Genomic DNA, 17,814 nt, shown 5'->3' on the forward strand with positions numbered 1-17,814 from the left:
CGGCGGTCAGGCAGCATCCTCTACCCGCAGTTGTTCCTGCTCGAGGTCGAAGCGGCCCAGGACGTTGACCTGGGCGTTGCTGTGCAACTCGCTGTAGGCGAGCACCGGCACGTGGTTGAATTCATCGCGCAGCAGGTCGCGCAACGGTGCGCGCAGGTCCTGGGCCACCAACAGCACGGCCACGCGCTTGGCGCGCAGCGGGAAGCCTTCGCGCAACTGCAAGACCAGCGCCCGGGTGTGCCCGCTCTCCAGGGCAAAGAAGGTTTCGGTTTGCGTCTGGCGCAACGCATCGCGCAACAGCGTTTCGGTTTCCGGCGTCAGCAGCCAGGCATGCAGGCCCTCGGCGTCGCGGTACTGGTGATAGATCTGCGACTTCAGGGCGATGCGGGCGTAGTCGGTCAGGGCGCCGACGTCTCGTTCGTGTTGCCCGTGTTCGATCAACGACTCGGCGATCAGGCGCACCGCCCGCAGCGGAACGCCTTCGCCGGCCAGGCGTTGCAGCACCGCCGCGAAACGCGCTAGCGGCATGGTCCGCTGCAACTCCTGGACAAGCTCCGGCTGGCCCGCCTCGAGCCAGCTAAGGATCGACTTGCTTTCCTGCAGGCCAAGGAACTGCGGACCGGTGGCGAACATGGCGCGGCTCATCCGCTCCACCAGCAGCTCGGTGGCGGACACCGCCTCGACCCGCTCATCCGCCAGCAACGGGTCATCGGGCATCAACCACAGCCACTGCTGCTCGTCCCGCACCTCGCTGCCGACCTGCGCCTGGCGCGGTTCGAAAGGCAGGGGCCCGCGCGCCACGGCCACGCGCTCGCAGAAGGTAGCGCGCAACATCGGCACCTCATGCACGCAGAAGCGACATTCGTCGTCCTCCAGCAACGCGCTGTATTCGATTTCAAAGGGCGGCAACGTCAGGCCAAAACCGGCCACCAGCCCATTGCGCTTCTTGCGAATCGTCTGGATGGCTTCTTCGGTGGCCGGGTGTCCCTGCATGGCCTTGGAAAACTGCAAGAGATAGGCGCGGGTCGGGTCGAAGCTGCGCAGGTCTTCTGCACCGTTCTGCTCGGGGGACAACACCGTCGGTGCCTGATCGCCTTGCCGCGCCTGCCGTGCGCGGGCATACAACTGGACGATCCCGGCCGTGCCGGTGATCAGGGCGATGACGATGAACACCAGCGTCGGCATGCCGGGCAGCGCGGCGAAGCCCAGCATCCCCACCGACGCGATCACCCAGGCCTTGGGCTCGGCGGTCAACTGGCTGGCGATTTCCTTGCCGACGCTGCTTCCGGCCGGCTGTCCTTCCGGCGACACCCGGGTGATGATCATGCCGGCGGTGAGGGAAATCAGCAGTGCAGGAATTTGCGCGATGAGGCCATCACCGATGGTCAGCACCGAATACAGGTGCATCGACTCGGAGGCGCCCATGTCGTGCTGCATCATGCCCACCGAGAAACCACCGATGAGGTTGATCACGACAATCACCAGGCCGGCGATGGCATCGCCCTTGACGAACTTCATCGCCCCGTCCATCGCCCCGAACAATTGGCTTTCCTTGTTCAGTTCCTCGCGGCGGCGACGGGCTTCGTTGACATCGATCAGATTGGCGCGCAGATCACTGTCGATGGACATCTGCTTGCCCGGCAGCGCATCCAGGGTGAAGCGCGCGGCCACCTCGGCGACACGCTCGGAGCCCTTGGTGATCACCAGGAAGTTCACCACCGTCAGGATCAGAAAGATCACCAGCCCGACGGCCAGGTTACCGCCGACCACAAAGTTGCCGAACGCCTGGACGATATGCCCGGCATCGCCCTGAAGCAGGATCAGCCGAGTGGTCGCCACCGACAACGCCAGCCGGAACAACGTGGTCAGCAGCAGCACTGCCGGGAACGAGGAAAAGGCCAACGGGCGAGGCAGGTAGAGCGAGAGCACGATCAGCAGGCAGGAGATGCAGATGTTGACCGCGATCAGCGCATCGACCACCGAGGTCGGCAGCGGCAGGATCAGCATGAACACGATGCCCAGCACCACGAACGCGCCGGCCACCTCGATACGCCGCACCGCTGCGCCGGCGACTTTGTTCAACAGGGCGATCATGCGTGCACTCCTATGATCGGTGCGGCGGTCTGCCCGCGAACCTCGCCACGGGAACGCTCATCCAGCAGCACCAACAGATTCTTCAATGCGCTCTGCCGACTCTTGCCGTCGCGCCAGAGCGCCAGCGGCAAACGCTTGAGCATCGAGTACAAGCCGTTCAGCGAAACCAGTTGGTCGCGTTCCTCTTCACCGCCGAGTTCACGTCCGATGCGGCGCACTTCAGCCGCCGACAAGCCACTGGCCGCCACCCCGAGCATGCGCTGGAGCAACAGCACCGCGGTGAGCTGGCTGGCCGGGCAACTGCCGGCCAATTGCTCCAGCAACTGCCGGCAGCTGTGCAGCACGCTGCCGAGCTGGGTCGAAGCGGCCAGGCCGATCAGCAGCGCACGCAGCTTGGCGGTGGGGCTCGACGGGGTCTGCGCGGCGATGTCGTCCGCCAGGGCCCGGCGCATCATGTCCAGCCCCGACACGAACGCGGTTTCGCCAAACAGCCCGAGCAGCGCCTGCATCATGGTGGGCAGGGACTGCTTGAGCACCACGGTGTCGTAGTAGAGGCGGCGCACTGCCTGGCGCAGTTGCGGATCGCCGCCCGCCGCGCGCAACGCTTCGGCGATGTTCATGCCGGCCTGGATCTGCGCGCTGTATTGTTCGCGCAGCAATTGCAGGTAGTCGCGGGCCCGCTTGGCTTCGACCTGCCGGCCCTGGGACTCGGCCTCCCGCACCACTTGTTGCAGGATCAGGTCGGTGCGGGCCGGATCCCCACCGGTGGCTTGCACCACGTCTTCGAGCACCGGCTCGCCGTAGAGCAGGGTCCCGGCCTGGGCCGCCATCGCACTCAGGCTCTGCTTGCCGGGATGACCGAGTTGGTCGTACCACTCTTCCAATCGCTCACGCGTCTCGACCCGCGTCTGGCCCACCTCGCTGCGCGCATTACGGATGCGCCGCTGGCTCAAGGCCTTGGTGTTGCGCTCCACGTGATGGCTGAAGGTCATGCCGACCTCCTCCATCGAATTGGTCTGCACGGCCTGTTGCGTTTCGACAGGCTTGCCCACGCCCCCCAGCGCCGAAGCGGCCTGGGCGAGATTGACGGCAATGCGCATGTTTGTCGGTGCTTCTACTTTCATGATGACCATGAGCGTGGTATCGGACGCTCAATGGGTGGCAGTGCTTCGCTGTTCGGTTCCATCCCCCGCACAGGCTTTTTTCGACGCATTCGCAGGGTGACGCCAGCGTGCTTTTTCACCCGGCCATGCGGTGCAAATTATTGCAGTGGCGCTCGGGTCGGCTGTGCACGGCTCTGCACAGATAGAGCCTGAGCTCTAATAAAAAATTGTTACTTATCAGAGTGATAAATCAAAAAATGGGTTTGGCACAGGTCCTGCTGATAGGGGTTGTCGACATCCGATCGACGCTATGCACCTATTCAGAGGGATTCATCGATGAGCAGTCTGAACCTCGTGTCACCCCCGAAAACCTCCTCGCCAGGCATGACATTTGGCGAGGAGCGCAAACTGCGTCTGTTTGTACAAAAGCGTGTGCTCAACCAGGACGACGCCGACGACCTCATCCAACTCACGTACCTGGAAGCCTGGCGTAACCAGGAGAAATTCAAGGGGCTGGCCAAGCCCGACACCTGGCTGTGCGGAATCGCCCTGAACCTGATCCGCAACCATTTCCGCCGCTACTACGCGCAACCGCCGCTGAGCACCTTCGATGAGAGCGAGTTCCACGAGTCCAGTGACGACATCGACCTCAGCGAGCTGTGCGACAACCGCCGGCTGCTGGATCGCACGCTGTTGGCGATGGATGAGCTGCCCAAGGACATGCGCGAAACCTTGTGGACCGCCGTGGACACCGAGAGCAGCTACCGCGACGCCGCCGAACGCCTGGGCGTGCCCATCGGGACCGTGCGCTCGCGTTTGTTCCGCGCCCGCGAGCAACTCAAGCGCAGCGTTTATGGAGAAGCCCGATCATGACCACCAATCGCTTGAACAGCCGACTCGACCTGCCCCACGGGGTACGTCGCTACACGCCCGACGACCTGCCGGTGATGACCGATATCTTCAACGAAAGCGCTCTGGGGGGCACCAGTTCCCCCGTGCTCAGAGCGTTTTCCCTGAAGGAAATGACATTCTTCGTCGACTGCTTCGTCAAGGAGGGCGACCCGATCTACGTGCTGGAGCGCAAGGGCGAAGTCGTCGCCTGGTTGATCGTCAACCGCTTCAGTTGGGGCGCCCAGGCCTGCCGGTTGACCGGAGAGGTGTCGATCTACGTGCGCAACGACCACGTGGGCAGCGGCGTCGGCATTCGCCTCGGCCAAGCCGCCGTGGTGTTGGCCCGACGCTATGGCTTCGAAACGCTGGTGGCCTGGATCATCGAGCATAACGAGGCCAGCAAACGCGGCGTGCAAGGCCTGGGCGCGACGCAATGGGGGCGGTTTCCGGGCATTGCCCGGTTCGCCGACACGCGGGCCGACGTGGTCCTCTACGGGCTGCACCTGACGGACGTTTCGGCGCCTGCCACCGCACACACCCGGCCGGCGCACGCGGTCCTGGCGTAACGTCACGGCTCGCCCAGCCGGGTTGTCGGGCGAGCCTCACCTGCCATTGTCAGTCCACCGACCAGCGCACAGGCAAGGCTTGCGGCCCCCTGAAATTGGGGACATAGCGCCAGTGCACGGCCTCGGGCGCCACCGCCAGTTGCAGCCCCGGACAGCGCCTGAGCAAGGTGTTCAACGCGATTTCCAGTTCCTGCCGGGCCAGCGAGGCCCCCAGGCAATGGTGCGTGCCCTTGCCGAACGACAGGTGCGGGCAGGCCGGGCGGGTGATGTCCAGGGTGTCGGGATGGGCACACAGCGCTTCATCACGATTGGCCGCCCCCACCACCGCCATCAGTAGCTGGCCACGCTGCAAGCGTTGCCCCGCCAATTCGGTGTCCTGGGTCACGAAGCGGACCATGGCGCGCTCCACCGACGAGTCATAGCGCAGCAATTCCTCGACGGCATTGGGCATCAGGCCCGGTTCGTCGCGCAGTTGAACCAGCGCCTGGGGATGCTGCACCAGCAGGTACACCGCATTGCCGATCATCGACGCCGCCGTTTCATGCCCGGCGATGATGAGCAGCGCAATCATGCTGCACAACTCGCTGCAACTGAGCACGTTGCCCTCTTCCTCGACCTGCACCAACGCAGTCACCAGGTCGTCGGTGGGCTGCGCCCGACGCTGCTCGATCAAGGCCAGCATGTAGCTCGCGAACTCGCTGTAGCAGCGCTGCAACTCGCTCAAGTCGTGCCCGACCTGCTGGACGATCATGTGGGACCAACGGCGAAAATCGTCCCGGTCCCTGGCGGGGACGCCGAGCAGTTCGGCGATGACGGTGATCGACAACGGAAACGCGTATTGGCTCACCACGTCCATGTGTCCGCTGGGCCCGGCCTGGTCCAGCAGCGTCTCGGCGATCTGCTCGATGCGCGGGCGCATGGCATTGACCGCCTTGAGCGTGAATGCCTTGTTCACCAGCCGACGCAAGCGACGGTGGCGCTCGCCGTCGCGGTTGAGCATGTGATCGTTGAGAAAGGCGATGGATTGCTCGCCCCCGATCATCGCCGCGAACTGCGGGCTGATGCGGGCCGGGTCACGGGCGAAGCGCTCGTTGTCCAGCAGCACGGTCTCGACTTCCCGAGCGCCGGTGACGTACCAGATCGGCAACTGCCCCTGCGGTTGGCTGAGGAACACCGGCGCGACCTCGCGCAGCGCCGCATAGTGCCGGTAAGCCGCGCTGCGGAAGGCATCGCTGTTGAAATCGACGCCGTTGAAATCAAGGGTGCGCTCGTGCGCCATGGGCATGCTCCAGAGACAGGATGGTTGCCCGTGAGTGGCCTGGCGTGCAGAAAAGATCCATCCCCCCGCCTTCGGGAAAACCTCTGAACCGTTTGCCGCGCCGCGCTCACTCAGCAGAGACCTTCCCCTCTTTTCTGGAGCACACATGACGCGCGCACTCGTAGTCCATGGCCATTGCGACCCCCGCTTCGAACCGGTCAGGGCGGCCTTCAGCCAATTGATGCAAAGTCCCTTCGAACGCGGTGCCGCCTTGTGCATGCAGGTCGACGGCGAAACAGTCATCGACCTCTGGGCCGGCCAGGCCGGGCCCGAACCGGATCGCCATTGGCAACACGACACCCTGCTCAACCTGTTCTCCTGCACCAAGCCCTTCACGGCGGTGGCGATCATGCAATTGGTGGGCGAAGGCCGGCTGGACCTGGACGCCCCGCTCTGCCAGCACTGGCCGGCCTTCGCCGACGCCGGCAAGGCCTCGATCACCCTGCGCCAGGTGCTGTGCCACCGGGCCGGGCTGCCGGCGCTGCGCACACCGTTGGCGCCGGAAACCCTGTACGACTGGGACACCATGGCGCAGCTGATTGCCGGGGAACAACCCTGGGCCGGCGCCGGCGAACGACAGACCTATTCGCCATTGCTGTTCGGCTGGATCCTGGGTGAACTGCTGCGCCGGGTGGACGGCCTGCCCCCCGCCCAGAGCATTTGCCGTCGGGTGGCCGCGCCACTGGCGCTGGACTTTCACCTGGGCCTGGACGACGTGACCATGGCGCGCTGTGCCTACATGGCACGGACCAAGGAGGACATCGACGACGAAGCCTTCGGGCGCGTGCTCCAGGACGTGCTCACCGAGCCGACGGCCATGAGTGCCCTGGCCTTCGCCAACCCGCCGATGGTGCTGGGACGCAGCAACGAACCCGGCTGGAAGCGCATGACCCAACCGGCCGCCAACGGGCACGGCAACGCGCGCAGCCTGGCGACGTTCTACGCCGGCCTGCTCGACGGGCGCTTGCTGGAATCACCGCTGCTCAATGAAATGCTGCGCGAGCACAGCGCCGAGTACGACCCGACGCTCCAGACGCCGGCACGCTTCGGCCTGGGCATCATGCTCGACCAGCCGAACGTGCCGAATGGCAGCTATGGCATGGGCAGCGAGGCGTTCGGCCACATGGGCGCCGGTGGCACGGTCGGTTTCGCCGATCCGGAGCGCGGCGTCTCGTTCGGCTTCGCGTGCAATACGATCGGTTCCTACGTGTTGATGGACCCGCGCGGCCGACACCTGGCCACCGTCGCGACGGGTTGTCTGTAGCCGGCTTGAGCGGTGCCTCGCCCCGGGCACGGGGCGAGCGTCGGGTCATGCCCCTGGCGGCACGTTGGCCTCCGCGACCTGGGTCCCCGCCGCCCCGGTCTCGGGGGTGACGCCCCGTTGTTCTTCGCCGCCCGGCACCCGGGGTTGCGCCGCCCGGGCGATCAGGTCCGGCTGCGCGCTCAATCGGCGCGAGGCCGCCATGGGCATCAGCAAGCGCCCACTGGCCCGGCCTCGTCCGGCCGGGTTGAGCATGCGCAACTCGCGCTCATGCACACCGGACAACACCGCCAGGTGCGCCAGGTCCACCGGCTGCGCCAGGGCGAGCATCTGGAAGTACGGCTGGTCGGCGATGGGCACCAGGTCGACGCCATAGTCCGCCGGCGTATTGACCAACTGCGACAGCGCCAGCAACCGCGGCACGTAGTTCTGGGTCTCGCCGGGCAGCGACAGGTCCCAGTAGCGGGTCGCCAGGCCACGGGCCCGGTTACGCGTGATGGCGTCGCGCACCCGTCCTTCGCCGGCGTTGTAGGCGGCCAGCGCCAACAGCCAGTCGCCGTCGAAGTAGTCATGCAGGTAAGACAGGTAGTCCAGGGCGGCGCGGGTGGAAGACGGAATATCCCGGCGCTCGTCATAGTCGGCCCGCTGCTGCAATTGATAACGGCGCCCCGTGGCCGGGACGAACTGCCACAGGCCCATGGCCTGGGCGGGCGATTGTGCGTTCGGGTTGAAACCGCTCTCGATGGCCGGTAACAGCGCCAGCTCCAGCGGCATGTTGCGCTTGCTCAACTCGCCGACGATGAAGTGCAGGTAACGGCTGCCGGCGCGCCCGGTCTGGGTGAGAAACGCCGGGCGCTCCATCAGCCAGCGGCGCTGCTCGTCGATGCGCGCCACGCCGCGGGCCTTGGCCTGCAGCGAAAACCCCTGGCGCATGCGCGCCCACAGGCTGCCGTCGCCTTGGGACGACAATTCTTCGATCTGGACGATCGTGTCCGTGGGCGCCGGCGTGCGCCAGCGCAGTTGCGATCGATAGGTTTCATTGGCGAACGGGTCACCGATGGTCAGCGGCGGTTCGAGGTGCTGGCAGCCGTACAGCAAGGACCCCATCGCCAACATGGACAGCCCCCTGGGGACGAAGCGAAGGACCGGCGAACGTGAAAGTGAACGGGACATGGGCGGTCAACCTTGAATGAGGTGGCGCCAATGGGTGGCCGATCCTGGCCCGACGGTTCCCATCCGCACGACATGACAACGGCACTTGGAACCGAAATGCCGCCGGCGTCACTCACGAGGGGCAGCAGGCGCTCGTCGCGCCTGGATGACAATGCGAGGTCAATCATGGCGTCACCCATCTATTGCAAGCTGATCGATCAGCTTTGCGCCCTCACGATGATTCCCACCCCGTCCGCGTTCTACGAACAGGCGAACCTGTCGGTCAAGGAGGTCGACTTTTCCCTCAAGCACACCCCCAGCGTGGGTGAAGGCGACGTGTTCATCTACGCCAGCTTCGGGCCGCTGCCGACCGCCAATCGCGAAGCCGTCCTGCAACGGCTGCTGGAAACCAATCTCTACCTGCTGAGCGGGCCGTTCTGCCCGTCCCTGTCCTACAACAGCGACAGCGAACTGGTGATCCTGATCGGCCACGTGCCCCTGGAAAACCTCACCGCCGAACACTTGCTGGGGCTCATGGGCGGTATCGCCGACATGGCGCTGATCTGGCGAGAGGGTTACTTCTTCGACGGTGCCAGCCCGAACGTCGCCGCCAAGCCCACCCAGCACAAACCCACACCCCGTAGCACCGGGCTCAACAACGCCCTGTCAATCTAGGAGAGCACGACATGCCAGATTTATCCGTAGGACGAAGCACAAGCTCGGCGGCGTTGGCCCAGGACGATCGGATCACGCCGATCAGAAACAGCCTGTCCGACCAGGTCCGCCCCTCTACCACGCCGCTGGTGCCTTACCACTTCGAAGGAAAACCGACCGACGCCACCCAGCAGACCCTCAGGACCCGGCAGCAGCGCCTGACAGGGCTGGTCAACACCCTCGGCAAGAAAAACCCCGATACCGACCCGCTCGGCTACGCGCGCGAGCACATGAGCCTGGAAAGTAAAGTACTGGGCTTTGCGCCAGGAACCAGCTATCAGGATGTGCAGAAGCATCTGGTCGAACTCGGCGGCACCCCCCACCCGATGCTGTCGGGCCAGGAAGAAACCGCCGAGTTCGTCAAGGATTTCAACCAATACCTGGGTATGAGCGAGGAAGACCGCAAGGAAGGCGGCGGTTTCAAGGCCGTCTGGGACAAACACTGCGACCGCGTCGGTAACACCCTCGGCGCCTACCATTCGCTGTGCCAGGAGGTCATCGAAGGCACGCCGCAGGGGGATGAACGTACGAGTCTGCAAAGCAGCCATGATGCCTTCCGCGGTTACGCCAAAGGCGTCATGCAAGCCATGACGCAAGAGCTGCCCGACCGCTTGAATACCTTCATGGAAAGCCGCATCGAGCACGCGCGCAGTGCGATGAACAACGAGAGTCTTTCCCAGCCCGAACGAGACCAGGCGACCTCTGAACTGAACCAGTTGATCAAGGTTCAGGTGGAATTCGAAGAGTTAGTGGACAAGAAGGACGACAAGCCCAGCGAACTGACGACGGCGACGAAGAAAAACGAAGTGCTGGACACGGCGCTGAAGAACGTCGGCCGCCAGGACTATGTCGCAGACCTCAAGACCCACAGTGGATTCCGGACAGGGCTGGCGGTGTTTGCCGATGCGGGCATCCCGCAAGGCTTCGCCTCCTCGGCTCACTTCGGTGCCAGCACCGCGGCAATCGATGAGAAGCTCGACGGTACGCACCTCGCAGCCCACGCCGCGGGTACCTCGGCCGTCCTGGGCGCCGCCCATAAAGTGGTCAGCGACAGCGCCCGCCCCATCATCCAGACCATCGTCGATAAAACCATCGGCAGTGGGCTGGAGAAGGTCGATCCGCTGTCGGTGTACCCCAAGGCCCTGCAGGAGGTGACGGTGAATGGGCGACGGGTCGCCAATCCTCAACGCGAGGCCCTCGACAAGACGCAGGAAGACAAGCGCACCAGTTTCCTGCTTAAACAAAACGCCAACAACTTTGGCACCATCAGCGGCGACTTCACCGGATACATCGCATTCGGTGCGGCTCATGCGGTACGAGAAGTCCTGAATCAATTCACCAGCGTGAACGCCTCGGGCATCGGCGCCCGCAGCCTGGCATCCGCGGTCGGCGGCACGCTCATGGCCGGCGGTCAGGCCGTGTTCAAATACTCTCAAACCCATGGCGACGAGAAGATCCCGACCTACCGGGTCAAAAACGAAACGCGCGAATGGAAGGAGCTCCTGCCCAAGGCACTGGCCGAATCAAGCAAAGTGCTGCCGACCAACATGACCAATATCAGTGACTATGTGAACCGAATCGTTGGCGTCGGTGCGGGTATTACCATGCGCACCGCAGTGGGGGACGCCGCCGCGCCAGGCGAAGATGCCGAGACGCTGGAAAAAATGCAGCAGATCATCACGACCTTCTTCTCTTCGGGCCTGACCCTGCTTCCGTTCTTTGCCAACAGCGTAGCGGCACCGCTGGAAAACAAAGCGCTGAACGACGGCAAGGACGACCTGACCGCACGCGCAAACGTCCCATGGCAGAACCTCACGAATGCAAACCGGGACACCCTTGCCCACACCCAGCCACCGGGCTGGAGACGCGCTGGCGAGAACGTCTATCACGGCACGCGTGGTGCTTCCCAGTTGGTTCCGCAAGCCACGGTCGCCGGGCTCAACCTGGGTACCGAGTGGGTCAAGAGCTTGGGGACAGGACCTAAGAGTACGGCGACTGGCGACACGATGGAGCTGGCCGAACGAGGCGAAGCGCCACCACAAGGCGGGCCGTCCAACGAACCGACGCCGACTACCCGGCCAAGCTGATGACCCCGTCGGGCCACCCTTCTATGGCTCGACGATCACCGCCTGAAACCGCCCTCCCACCACCGGCCGCCGGCGCTGCCCCGCGGTCGGCCCTCCTGACACACGCCGACTGACATCCCCCGCACTTCGACGACGACAGGCGTGATTGCTGTCGCAATCAACGATAGCCTTGCGATGCTCGGCCTCGGCCGCCCGGTCGCGGCACCGGACCTTCCACCGCCTATTACGCTGGCCGTGGGGCCGTCTGGAGAAAATCCCTCCAATGGACGATGCGCCGGTAAGCGGCCGTATGCTAAACAGGGAAGCAACAGCGAGACGATGGACCGCTGTCACCCGAATAAGGAATCCCCATGAAACGCACCCTCGTTGCCTTCCTGTCACTGGTCGTCACCGCTGTCATCGTCGCGGGTGGCTACCTCTACAGCAAGCAGCCCACCCGCCAGGGCACCGTGCAGTTGCAGGGCCTGCAGGGTTCGGTGACCGTGCGCTACGACGAGCGAGGGGTGCCGCATATCCGCGCCGAGAACGAAACCGATCTGTACCGCGCCCTCGGCTATGTCCATGCCCAGGATCGGCTGTTCCAGATGGAGATCATGCGGCGCCTGGCCCGTGGCGAACTGGCCGAGATACTGGGGCCCAAACTGCTCGACACCGACAAGCTGATGCGCAGCCTGCGGATCCGCGAGCGGGCCGCGCGCTATGTGACGGAGCAGGATCCGCAATCCCCGGCCTGGATCGCGATGCAGGCGTACCTGGACGGCATCAATGCCTACCAGGACAGCCACACCCGGCCGCTGGAGTTCGATGTGCTGGGCATTCCCAAGCGCCCCTTCACCGCCGAAGACACCGTGAGCATCACCGGCTACATGGCCTACAGTTTCGCCGCGGCTTTTCGCACCGAACCGCTGCTGACTTATGTGCGCGATCAACTGGGCGCTGACTACCTGGATATCTTCGACCTCGCTTGGCAGCCCCAAGGCGTGCTGGCCGAGGGCCGCAAGAGCGCCTTGCCACTGGCCGCCAATGACTGGAAAGACCTCAATGCCCTGGCCCGCCTGAGCGAGCAGGCCCTGGCCGAGAACGGCCTGCCGCAGTTCGAAGGCAGTAACGCCTGGGCGGTCTCCGGCAGCCGCACCCACAGCGGCAAGCCGTTGCTGGCGGGCGACCCGCACATCCGTTTTTCCGCGCCCTCGGTGTGGTACGAGGCGCACCTGTCGGCACCCGGTTTCGAACTCTACGGGCATTACCAGGCGCTGATGCCGTTTGCGACGCTGGGCATGAACAAGGATTTTGGCTGGAGCATCACCATGTTCCAGAACGACGACCTGGACCTGATCGCCGAGAAGGTCAACCCGGACAATCCCGAGCAGGTCTGGTACCGCGACAAGTGGGTGGACATGACCCGCAGCGAGCAGCAGATTGCGGTCAAGGGCCAGGCGCCGGTGACGCTGGTGCTGCGCCAGTCGCCCCATGGGCCGATCGTCAACGACGCCCTCGGTGCCAACGCCGGCAAGACCCCGGTCGCCATGTGGTGGGGCTTCCTGGAGAGCCGTAACCCGATCCTCGAAGCCTTCTACCAGCTCAACCGTGCCGACACGCTCACCAAGGCGCGCGATGCCTCGTCCAAGATCCATGCACCGGGGTTGAACGTCGTCTGGGCCAATGCCAAGGGCGATATCGGCTGGTGGGCCGCCGCGCAGTTGCCCAAGCGGCCGAGCGGCGTGAAGCCCGGGTTCATGCTCGACGGCAGCAGCGCCGAGGCGGAAAAGGACGGTTTCTACCCCTTCAGCAGCAACCCGCAGGAGGAGAACCCGGCGCGGGGCTACATCCTTTCGGCCAACTTCCAGCCAGTGGTGGCCAGCGGCATCGAGATCCCGGGGTACTACAACCTCGCCGACCGCGGCCAGCAACTGAACCTGCAGCTCGGCGACAAGCAGGCCAAGTGGGACATCCAGACCACCCAGGCACTGCAACTGGGCACCACCACCGCCTACGGCCCCCGTCTGCTCGCGCCGCTGCTGCCTGTGCTGCGTGGCGTGGTCAGCGACCCGCAGGAACGCAAATGGGTGGACCAACTGGCCCAATGGCCCGGCGATTATCCGCTGGACTCCGTCAGCGCCACGCTGTTCAACCAGTTCCTGTTCAACCTGGCCGAGGCGGCGCTGCGCGATGAACTGGGCGACGGCTTCTTCGACACGGCGCTGTCGACCCGGGTGATCGATGCGGCCCTGCCACGCCTGGCGGCTTCAGCCGATTCCCCCTGGTGGGACGATCGCTCGACGCTGGGCACGGAAACCCGCGCCGACATCGTCCACATCGCCTGGAGCAAAAGCCTCGCGCACCTCAAGGCCACCCTGGGCGAGGATGCCAGCCAGTGGCAATGGGGCAAGGCCCACACCCTGACCCATGGTCATCCGCTGGGCCAGCAGAAACCGCTGGATCGGCTCTTCAACGTCGGCCCGTTCGCCGCACCGGGCACCCATGAGGTGCCCAACAACCTTTCCGCCCGCATCGGCCCGGCGCCCTGGCCGGTGACCTACGGGCCCTCCACCCGGCGCATCATCGACTTTGCCGACCCGAGCCACAGCGTCACCATCAACCCTGTGGGCCAGAGCGGCGTGTTGTTCGACAAGCATTACGAGGATCAGGCCGAGGCGTACATCGAGGGGGTGTATCACCAGGCACACCTGGCCGAGGAAGAGGTGACGGCCAACACCCATGGCACGCTCAAACTGTTACCGGCCCGAACCCCTTGAACGAGGAGCGGGCTTTTTTTCACCGCCAACGGGCCTGTTTGTCATGGATGGTCAAGACTACAAGGCTCAACACCCCGTCCACTTCCTGAGGAGTCAATGCAATGTTCAATAACTGGTCCGAGCTGCTGCCTACCATCAAGTCCGCCTTCGGTGCCCTGGGCAAGAGCAACCCGAAGATGGTCAAGGCCTACATGGCCCTGGATGAGGCCGCCGCCGAGAACAACGTGCTCGATGCCAAGACCCGCGAGCTGATCTCCATTGCCGTGGCAATCACCACCCGCTGCGACGGCTGCATCGGCGTCCACACCGATGCCGCCATCAAGGCCGGCGCCACCCGCGAAGAAATCGCCGCCACCCTGGCGACTGCCGTGTCACTGAACGCCGGTGCGGCCTACATCTACTCCCTGCGGGCACTGGAGGCCCATGACACGCTGAAGAAATGAGCAAGTGGCGGGACAACGCCGGCGCCCGCCCCACCGCCTTCGCGGGCAAGCCCGCTCCCACAATTGGTTCTGTGGTGGCCACAAACCCAAGGCAATCCCACAACTGCTCTGTGGTGGCCACAGACTCAAGGCAATCCCACAACTGCCCTGTGGTGGCCACAAACCCAAGGCAATCCCACCATTGCTCTGTGGTGACCACAGACTCAAGGCAATCCCACCATTGTTCTGTGGTGACCACAGACTCAAGGCAATCCCACCATTGCTCTGTGGTGACCACAGACTCAAGGCAATCCCACCATTGTTCTGTGGTGGCCACAAACCCAAGGCAATCCCACCATTGCTCTGTGGTGACCACAGACTCAAGGCAAGCGCAAAACCTGTGGGAGCGGGCTTGCCCGCGAAGACGGCCGCACAGCCAACATCGCCATTGACTGCCCCACCGCTTTCGCGAGCAAGCTCGCTCCCACATTCACACCTGGGCGGTCGCGGCGCGGCGCACTTCCGGTTGTTTCCAGGAGTCGGCGGCGCTTTCCTCGATGGCTTGCTGGATGGCGCGCTTGCGGTTCTCTTCGGCGCGACGGCTGAAGTACCAGACCAGGAACGTCACCAGCGACACCGCCAGCAGGATCAGGCTGGCCACGGCGTTGATCTCCGGCTTGACCCCCAGGCGCACCGCCGAGAACACTTCCATCGGCAAGGTCGTCGACCCCGGCCCCGACACGAAGCTGGCCAACACCAGGTCATCCAGGGACAGCGCGAACGACATCATGCCCCCCGCCGCCAGCGACGGCGCGATCATCGGGATGGTGATCAGGAAGAACACCTTCCACGGCCGCGCGCCCAGGTCCATGGCCGCCTCTTCGATGGACAGGTCCAGTTCACGCAAGCGGGCCGAAACCACCACCGCCACGTAGGCCGCGCAGAACGTCGTGTGGGCGATCCAGATCGTGACGATGCCACGCTCCTGGGGCCAGCCGATGATCTGCGCCATGGCCACGAACAGCAGCAACAGCGACAGGCCAGTGATCACCTCCGGCATGACCAGCGGCGCGGTGACCAACCCACCAAACAACGTACGCCCCTTGAAGTGGGTGATGCGGGTCAGCACGAAGGCCGCCAGCGTACCCAGCGCCACGGCGGCCACCGCCGTGTAGCAGGCGATTTCCAGCGAGCGCAGCACCGACCCCATCAACTGGGTGTTGTCCAGCAGGCCGACGTACCACTTGATCGACCAGCCGCCCCACACTGTCACCAGTTTCGAGGCGTTGAACGAGTAGATCACCAGGATCAGCATCGGTGCGTAGATGAACAGCAAACCCAGCACCAGCATCAGGCTTGAAAAACTGAAGCGCTTCATTCCTTGCCCTCCATTTCCTTGGCCTGACTGCGGTTGAACAGGATGATGGGCACGATCAGGATTGCCAGCATCACCACCGCCAGGGCGGATGCCACCGGCCAGTCACGGTTGTTGAAGAATTCCTGCCACAGCACTTTGCCGATCATCAGGGTTTCCGGACCGCCCAGCAGTTCCGGGATCACGAACTCGCCCACCACGGGGATGAACACCAGCATGGCTCCGGCGATGATGCCGTTCTTGGACAGCGGCACGGTGATTTTCCAGAAGCTGTTGAACGTGCTCGATCCCAGGTCGGAAGCGGCCTCCAGCAGGCTGGGGTCGTGTTTGACCAGGTTGGCGTACAGCGGCAGGATCATGAACGGCAGGTAGGAGTAGACCACCCCGATGTAGACCGCCAGGTTGGTGTTGAGGATCTGCAACGGTTCGCTGATCCAGCCCATGCTCAGCAGGAAACCGTTGAGCAAGCCGTTGTTGCTGAGGATGCCCATCCACGCATAGACGCGGATCAGGATCGCGGTCCAGGTCGGCATCATGATCAACAGCACCAGCACCGTCTGGATTTCCTTGCGGGCGTTGGCGATGCCGTAGGCCATCGGATAACCGATCAACAGGCACAACACGGTGCTGATCAGCGCCATCTTCAGCGAGCCGAGGTAGGCGGCGATGTACAACTCGTCATCGCTCAACATCGCGTAGTTGGCGAAGTTGAGCAGCACCTGCAGCTTCTGGTCGACGTAGCTGTAGATCTCGGTGTATGGCGGAATGGCCACGTCGGCTTCGGCGAAGCTGATCTTCAGGACAATGAAGAACGGCAGCATGAAGAACAGGAACAGCCAGATGAAAGGCACCCCGATGACCAGTTGACGGCCACCGGGCGTTATTCGATCGAGTCGGCGTTTGAATTTGCGCATGTTCATGAGCGAAGCACCACGCCGCTGTCATCTTCCCACCAGACGAACACCTGGTCGCCCCAGGTCGGGCGCTGGCCACGGCGTTCGGCGTTGGCGACGAAGGACTGCACCAGCTTGCCGCTCGGCAGTTCGACGTAGAACACCGAGTGCCCACCCAGGTAGGCGATGTCGTGGACCTTGCCGCTGGACCAGTTGTGCTCGCAGGTCGGCTGTTCGACGGTCACCAGCAGTTTTTCCGGGCGAATGGCGTAGGTCACCGACTTGTCCTGCACCGAGGTGCTGATCCCGTGGCCGACGTAGATGTTGCGGTCCAGGTCCTTGCAGGTCAGCACCGCGTGACCCTCGGCGTCGTCCACCACTTCGGTCTCGAAGATGTTGACGTTGCCGATGAACTCGCAGACCAGCCGGCTGGTCGGGGTCTCGTAGATGTCGATCGGGCTGCCGATCTGGGCGATCCAGCCCAGGTGCATGATCGCGATGCGCTCGGCCATGGTCATGGCCTCTTCCTGGTCGTGGGTCACCATCACGCAGGTCACACCGACCCGCTCGATGATCTCGACCAGCTCGAGCTGCATCTGCGAGCGCAGCTTCTTGTCCAGGGCGCCCATGGGTTCGTCGAGCAGCAACAGCTTTGGACGCTTGGCCAGGGAACGGGCCAGGGCCACGCGCTGGCGCTGGCCGCCGGAGAGCTGGTGCGGCTTGCGCTTGGCGTACTGGCTCATCTGCACCAGCTTGAGCATTTCCGCCACGCGGGCCTCGATCTCAGGCTTGGGGATCCTGTCCTGTTGCAGGCCGAAGGCGATGTTCTGCGCCACGGTCATGTGCGGGAACAGGGCGTAGGACTGGAACATCATGTTGATCGGCCGCTCGTACGGCGGCATGTCGGTAATGTCCACACCGTCGAGGAAAATGCGCCCCTCCGTGGGCCGCTCGAAGCCGGCGAGCATGCGCAGCAAGGTGGATTTGCCCGAACCCGAACCGCCGAGCAAGGCGAAGATCTCGCCTTTCTTGATCTCCAGGGACACATCGTCCACGGCAATCGTCTCGTCGAACTTCTTCGTGACCCGGTCGATTTTGACCAGCACCTGCTTGGGTGTCTGGTCGCCCTCGAGGGCTTTCTTATAGGCGCCGGAGGCAACTGCCATTTGCGAAACTCCCACA

Annotated in this window: 14 protein-coding genes; 7 read left to right on the forward strand and 7 right to left on the reverse strand. The window is 64.1% G+C overall.

Annotation, left to right across the window (positions count from 1 at the left end; genetic code table 11):
- Positions 1-6: 6 nt before the first annotated feature.
- Together sctV and sctW are read right to left on the reverse strand one after the other, a co-directional pair.
- Positions 7-2,094 carry a type III secretion system export apparatus subunit SctV gene (gene sctV, locus V3H56_RS25995; protein ID WP_042731010.1) on the reverse strand — a complete coding sequence of 696 codons (2,088 nt, stop codon included), beginning with the start codon at positions 2,092-2,094 and terminating at the stop codon, positions 7-9.
- Positions 2,091-3,194 carry a type III secretion system gatekeeper subunit SctW gene (gene sctW, locus V3H56_RS26000; protein WP_185057676.1) on the reverse strand — a complete coding sequence of 368 codons (1,104 nt, stop codon included), beginning with the start codon at positions 3,192-3,194 and terminating at the stop codon, positions 2,091-2,093. Before sctW ends, sctV begins: the two co-directional genes overlap by 4 nt.
- 339 nt (positions 3,195-3,533) lie before the next feature.
- Here sctW and V3H56_RS26005 point away from each other — a divergent pair, with 339 nt between their 5' ends.
- On the forward strand, positions 3,534-4,070 hold the full coding sequence (locus V3H56_RS26005) for an RNA polymerase sigma factor (protein ID WP_047735823.1): 537 nt from the start codon (positions 3,534-3,536) through the stop codon (positions 4,068-4,070).
- Positions 4,067-4,654: an N-acetyltransferase family protein gene (locus V3H56_RS26010; RefSeq protein ID WP_338474016.1), complete on the forward strand. Its 588-nt coding sequence runs from the start codon at positions 4,067-4,069 to the stop codon at positions 4,652-4,654. The genes V3H56_RS26005 and V3H56_RS26010 overlap by 4 nt, the downstream gene beginning before the upstream one ends.
- Positions 4,655-4,703: 49 nt before the next feature.
- Here V3H56_RS26010 and V3H56_RS26015 read toward each other — a convergent pair whose 3' ends face one another.
- Positions 4,704-5,933, reverse strand: a complete 1,230-nt coding sequence (locus V3H56_RS26015; protein ID WP_042729306.1) for a cytochrome P450 — start codon at positions 5,931-5,933, stop codon at positions 4,704-4,706.
- Positions 5,934-6,078: 145 nt separating this feature from the next.
- Between V3H56_RS26015 and V3H56_RS26020 the strand changes: the two genes are divergently transcribed.
- Entirely contained in the window at positions 6,079-7,236 is a 1,158-nt protein-coding gene (locus V3H56_RS26020; protein WP_123579198.1) for a serine hydrolase domain-containing protein, read from the forward strand.
- A gap of 45 nt (positions 7,237-7,281) precedes the next feature.
- Here V3H56_RS26020 and V3H56_RS26025 read toward each other — a convergent pair whose 3' ends face one another.
- On the reverse strand, positions 7,282-8,406 hold the full coding sequence (locus V3H56_RS26025) for a transglycosylase SLT domain-containing protein (RefSeq protein ID WP_338474017.1): 1,125 nt from the start codon (positions 8,404-8,406) through the stop codon (positions 7,282-7,284).
- Positions 8,407-8,571: 165 nt separating this feature from the next.
- On the opposite strand from V3H56_RS26025, the gene V3H56_RS26030 reads away from it, so the two are divergent.
- From V3H56_RS26030 to V3H56_RS26045, 4 genes are all read left to right on the forward strand, one after another.
- A complete protein-coding gene (locus tag V3H56_RS26030) occupies positions 8,572-9,060 on the forward strand; it encodes a type III effector (RefSeq protein WP_042729309.1) in 489 nt (162 codons plus the stop codon).
- A 53-nt stretch (positions 9,061-9,113) separates the two neighbouring features.
- Entirely contained in the window at positions 9,114-11,186 is a 2,073-nt protein-coding gene (locus tag V3H56_RS26035; RefSeq protein WP_338474018.1) for a type III effector, read from the forward strand.
- A 350-nt stretch (positions 11,187-11,536) separates the two neighbouring features.
- Positions 11,537-13,942: a penicillin acylase family protein gene (locus V3H56_RS26040; protein ID WP_047735817.1), complete on the forward strand. Its 2,406-nt coding sequence runs from the start codon at positions 11,537-11,539 to the stop codon at positions 13,940-13,942.
- 101 nt (positions 13,943-14,043) lie between these two features.
- Positions 14,044-14,385: a carboxymuconolactone decarboxylase family protein gene (locus V3H56_RS26045; protein WP_024780471.1), complete on the forward strand. Its 342-nt coding sequence runs from the start codon at positions 14,044-14,046 to the stop codon at positions 14,383-14,385.
- A 469-nt stretch (positions 14,386-14,854) separates the two neighbouring features.
- On the opposite strand, the gene V3H56_RS26050 is transcribed toward V3H56_RS26045, so the two are convergent.
- The 3 genes from V3H56_RS26050 to potA are packed head-to-tail and all read right to left on the reverse strand — an operon-like array spanning position 14,855 to position 17,798.
- Positions 14,855-15,742: an ABC transporter permease subunit gene (locus V3H56_RS26050; protein ID WP_042729312.1), complete on the reverse strand. Its 888-nt coding sequence runs from the start codon at positions 15,740-15,742 to the stop codon at positions 14,855-14,857.
- On the reverse strand, positions 15,739-16,659 hold the full coding sequence (locus tag V3H56_RS26055) for an ABC transporter permease subunit (RefSeq protein WP_042729313.1): 921 nt from the start codon (positions 16,657-16,659) through the stop codon (positions 15,739-15,741). The genes V3H56_RS26050 and V3H56_RS26055 overlap by 4 nt, the downstream gene beginning before the upstream one ends.
- Entirely contained in the window at positions 16,656-17,798 is a 1,143-nt protein-coding gene (gene potA / locus V3H56_RS26060; protein ID WP_042729314.1) for a polyamine ABC transporter ATP-binding protein, read from the reverse strand. Before potA ends, V3H56_RS26055 begins: the two co-directional genes overlap by 4 nt.
- Positions 17,799-17,814: the final 16 nt, after the last annotated feature.

This window comes from Pseudomonas sp. MS646 (assembly GCF_036693845.1).
GTDB lineage: Bacteria > Pseudomonadota > Gammaproteobacteria > Pseudomonadales > Pseudomonadaceae > Aquipseudomonas > Aquipseudomonas chlororaphis_E.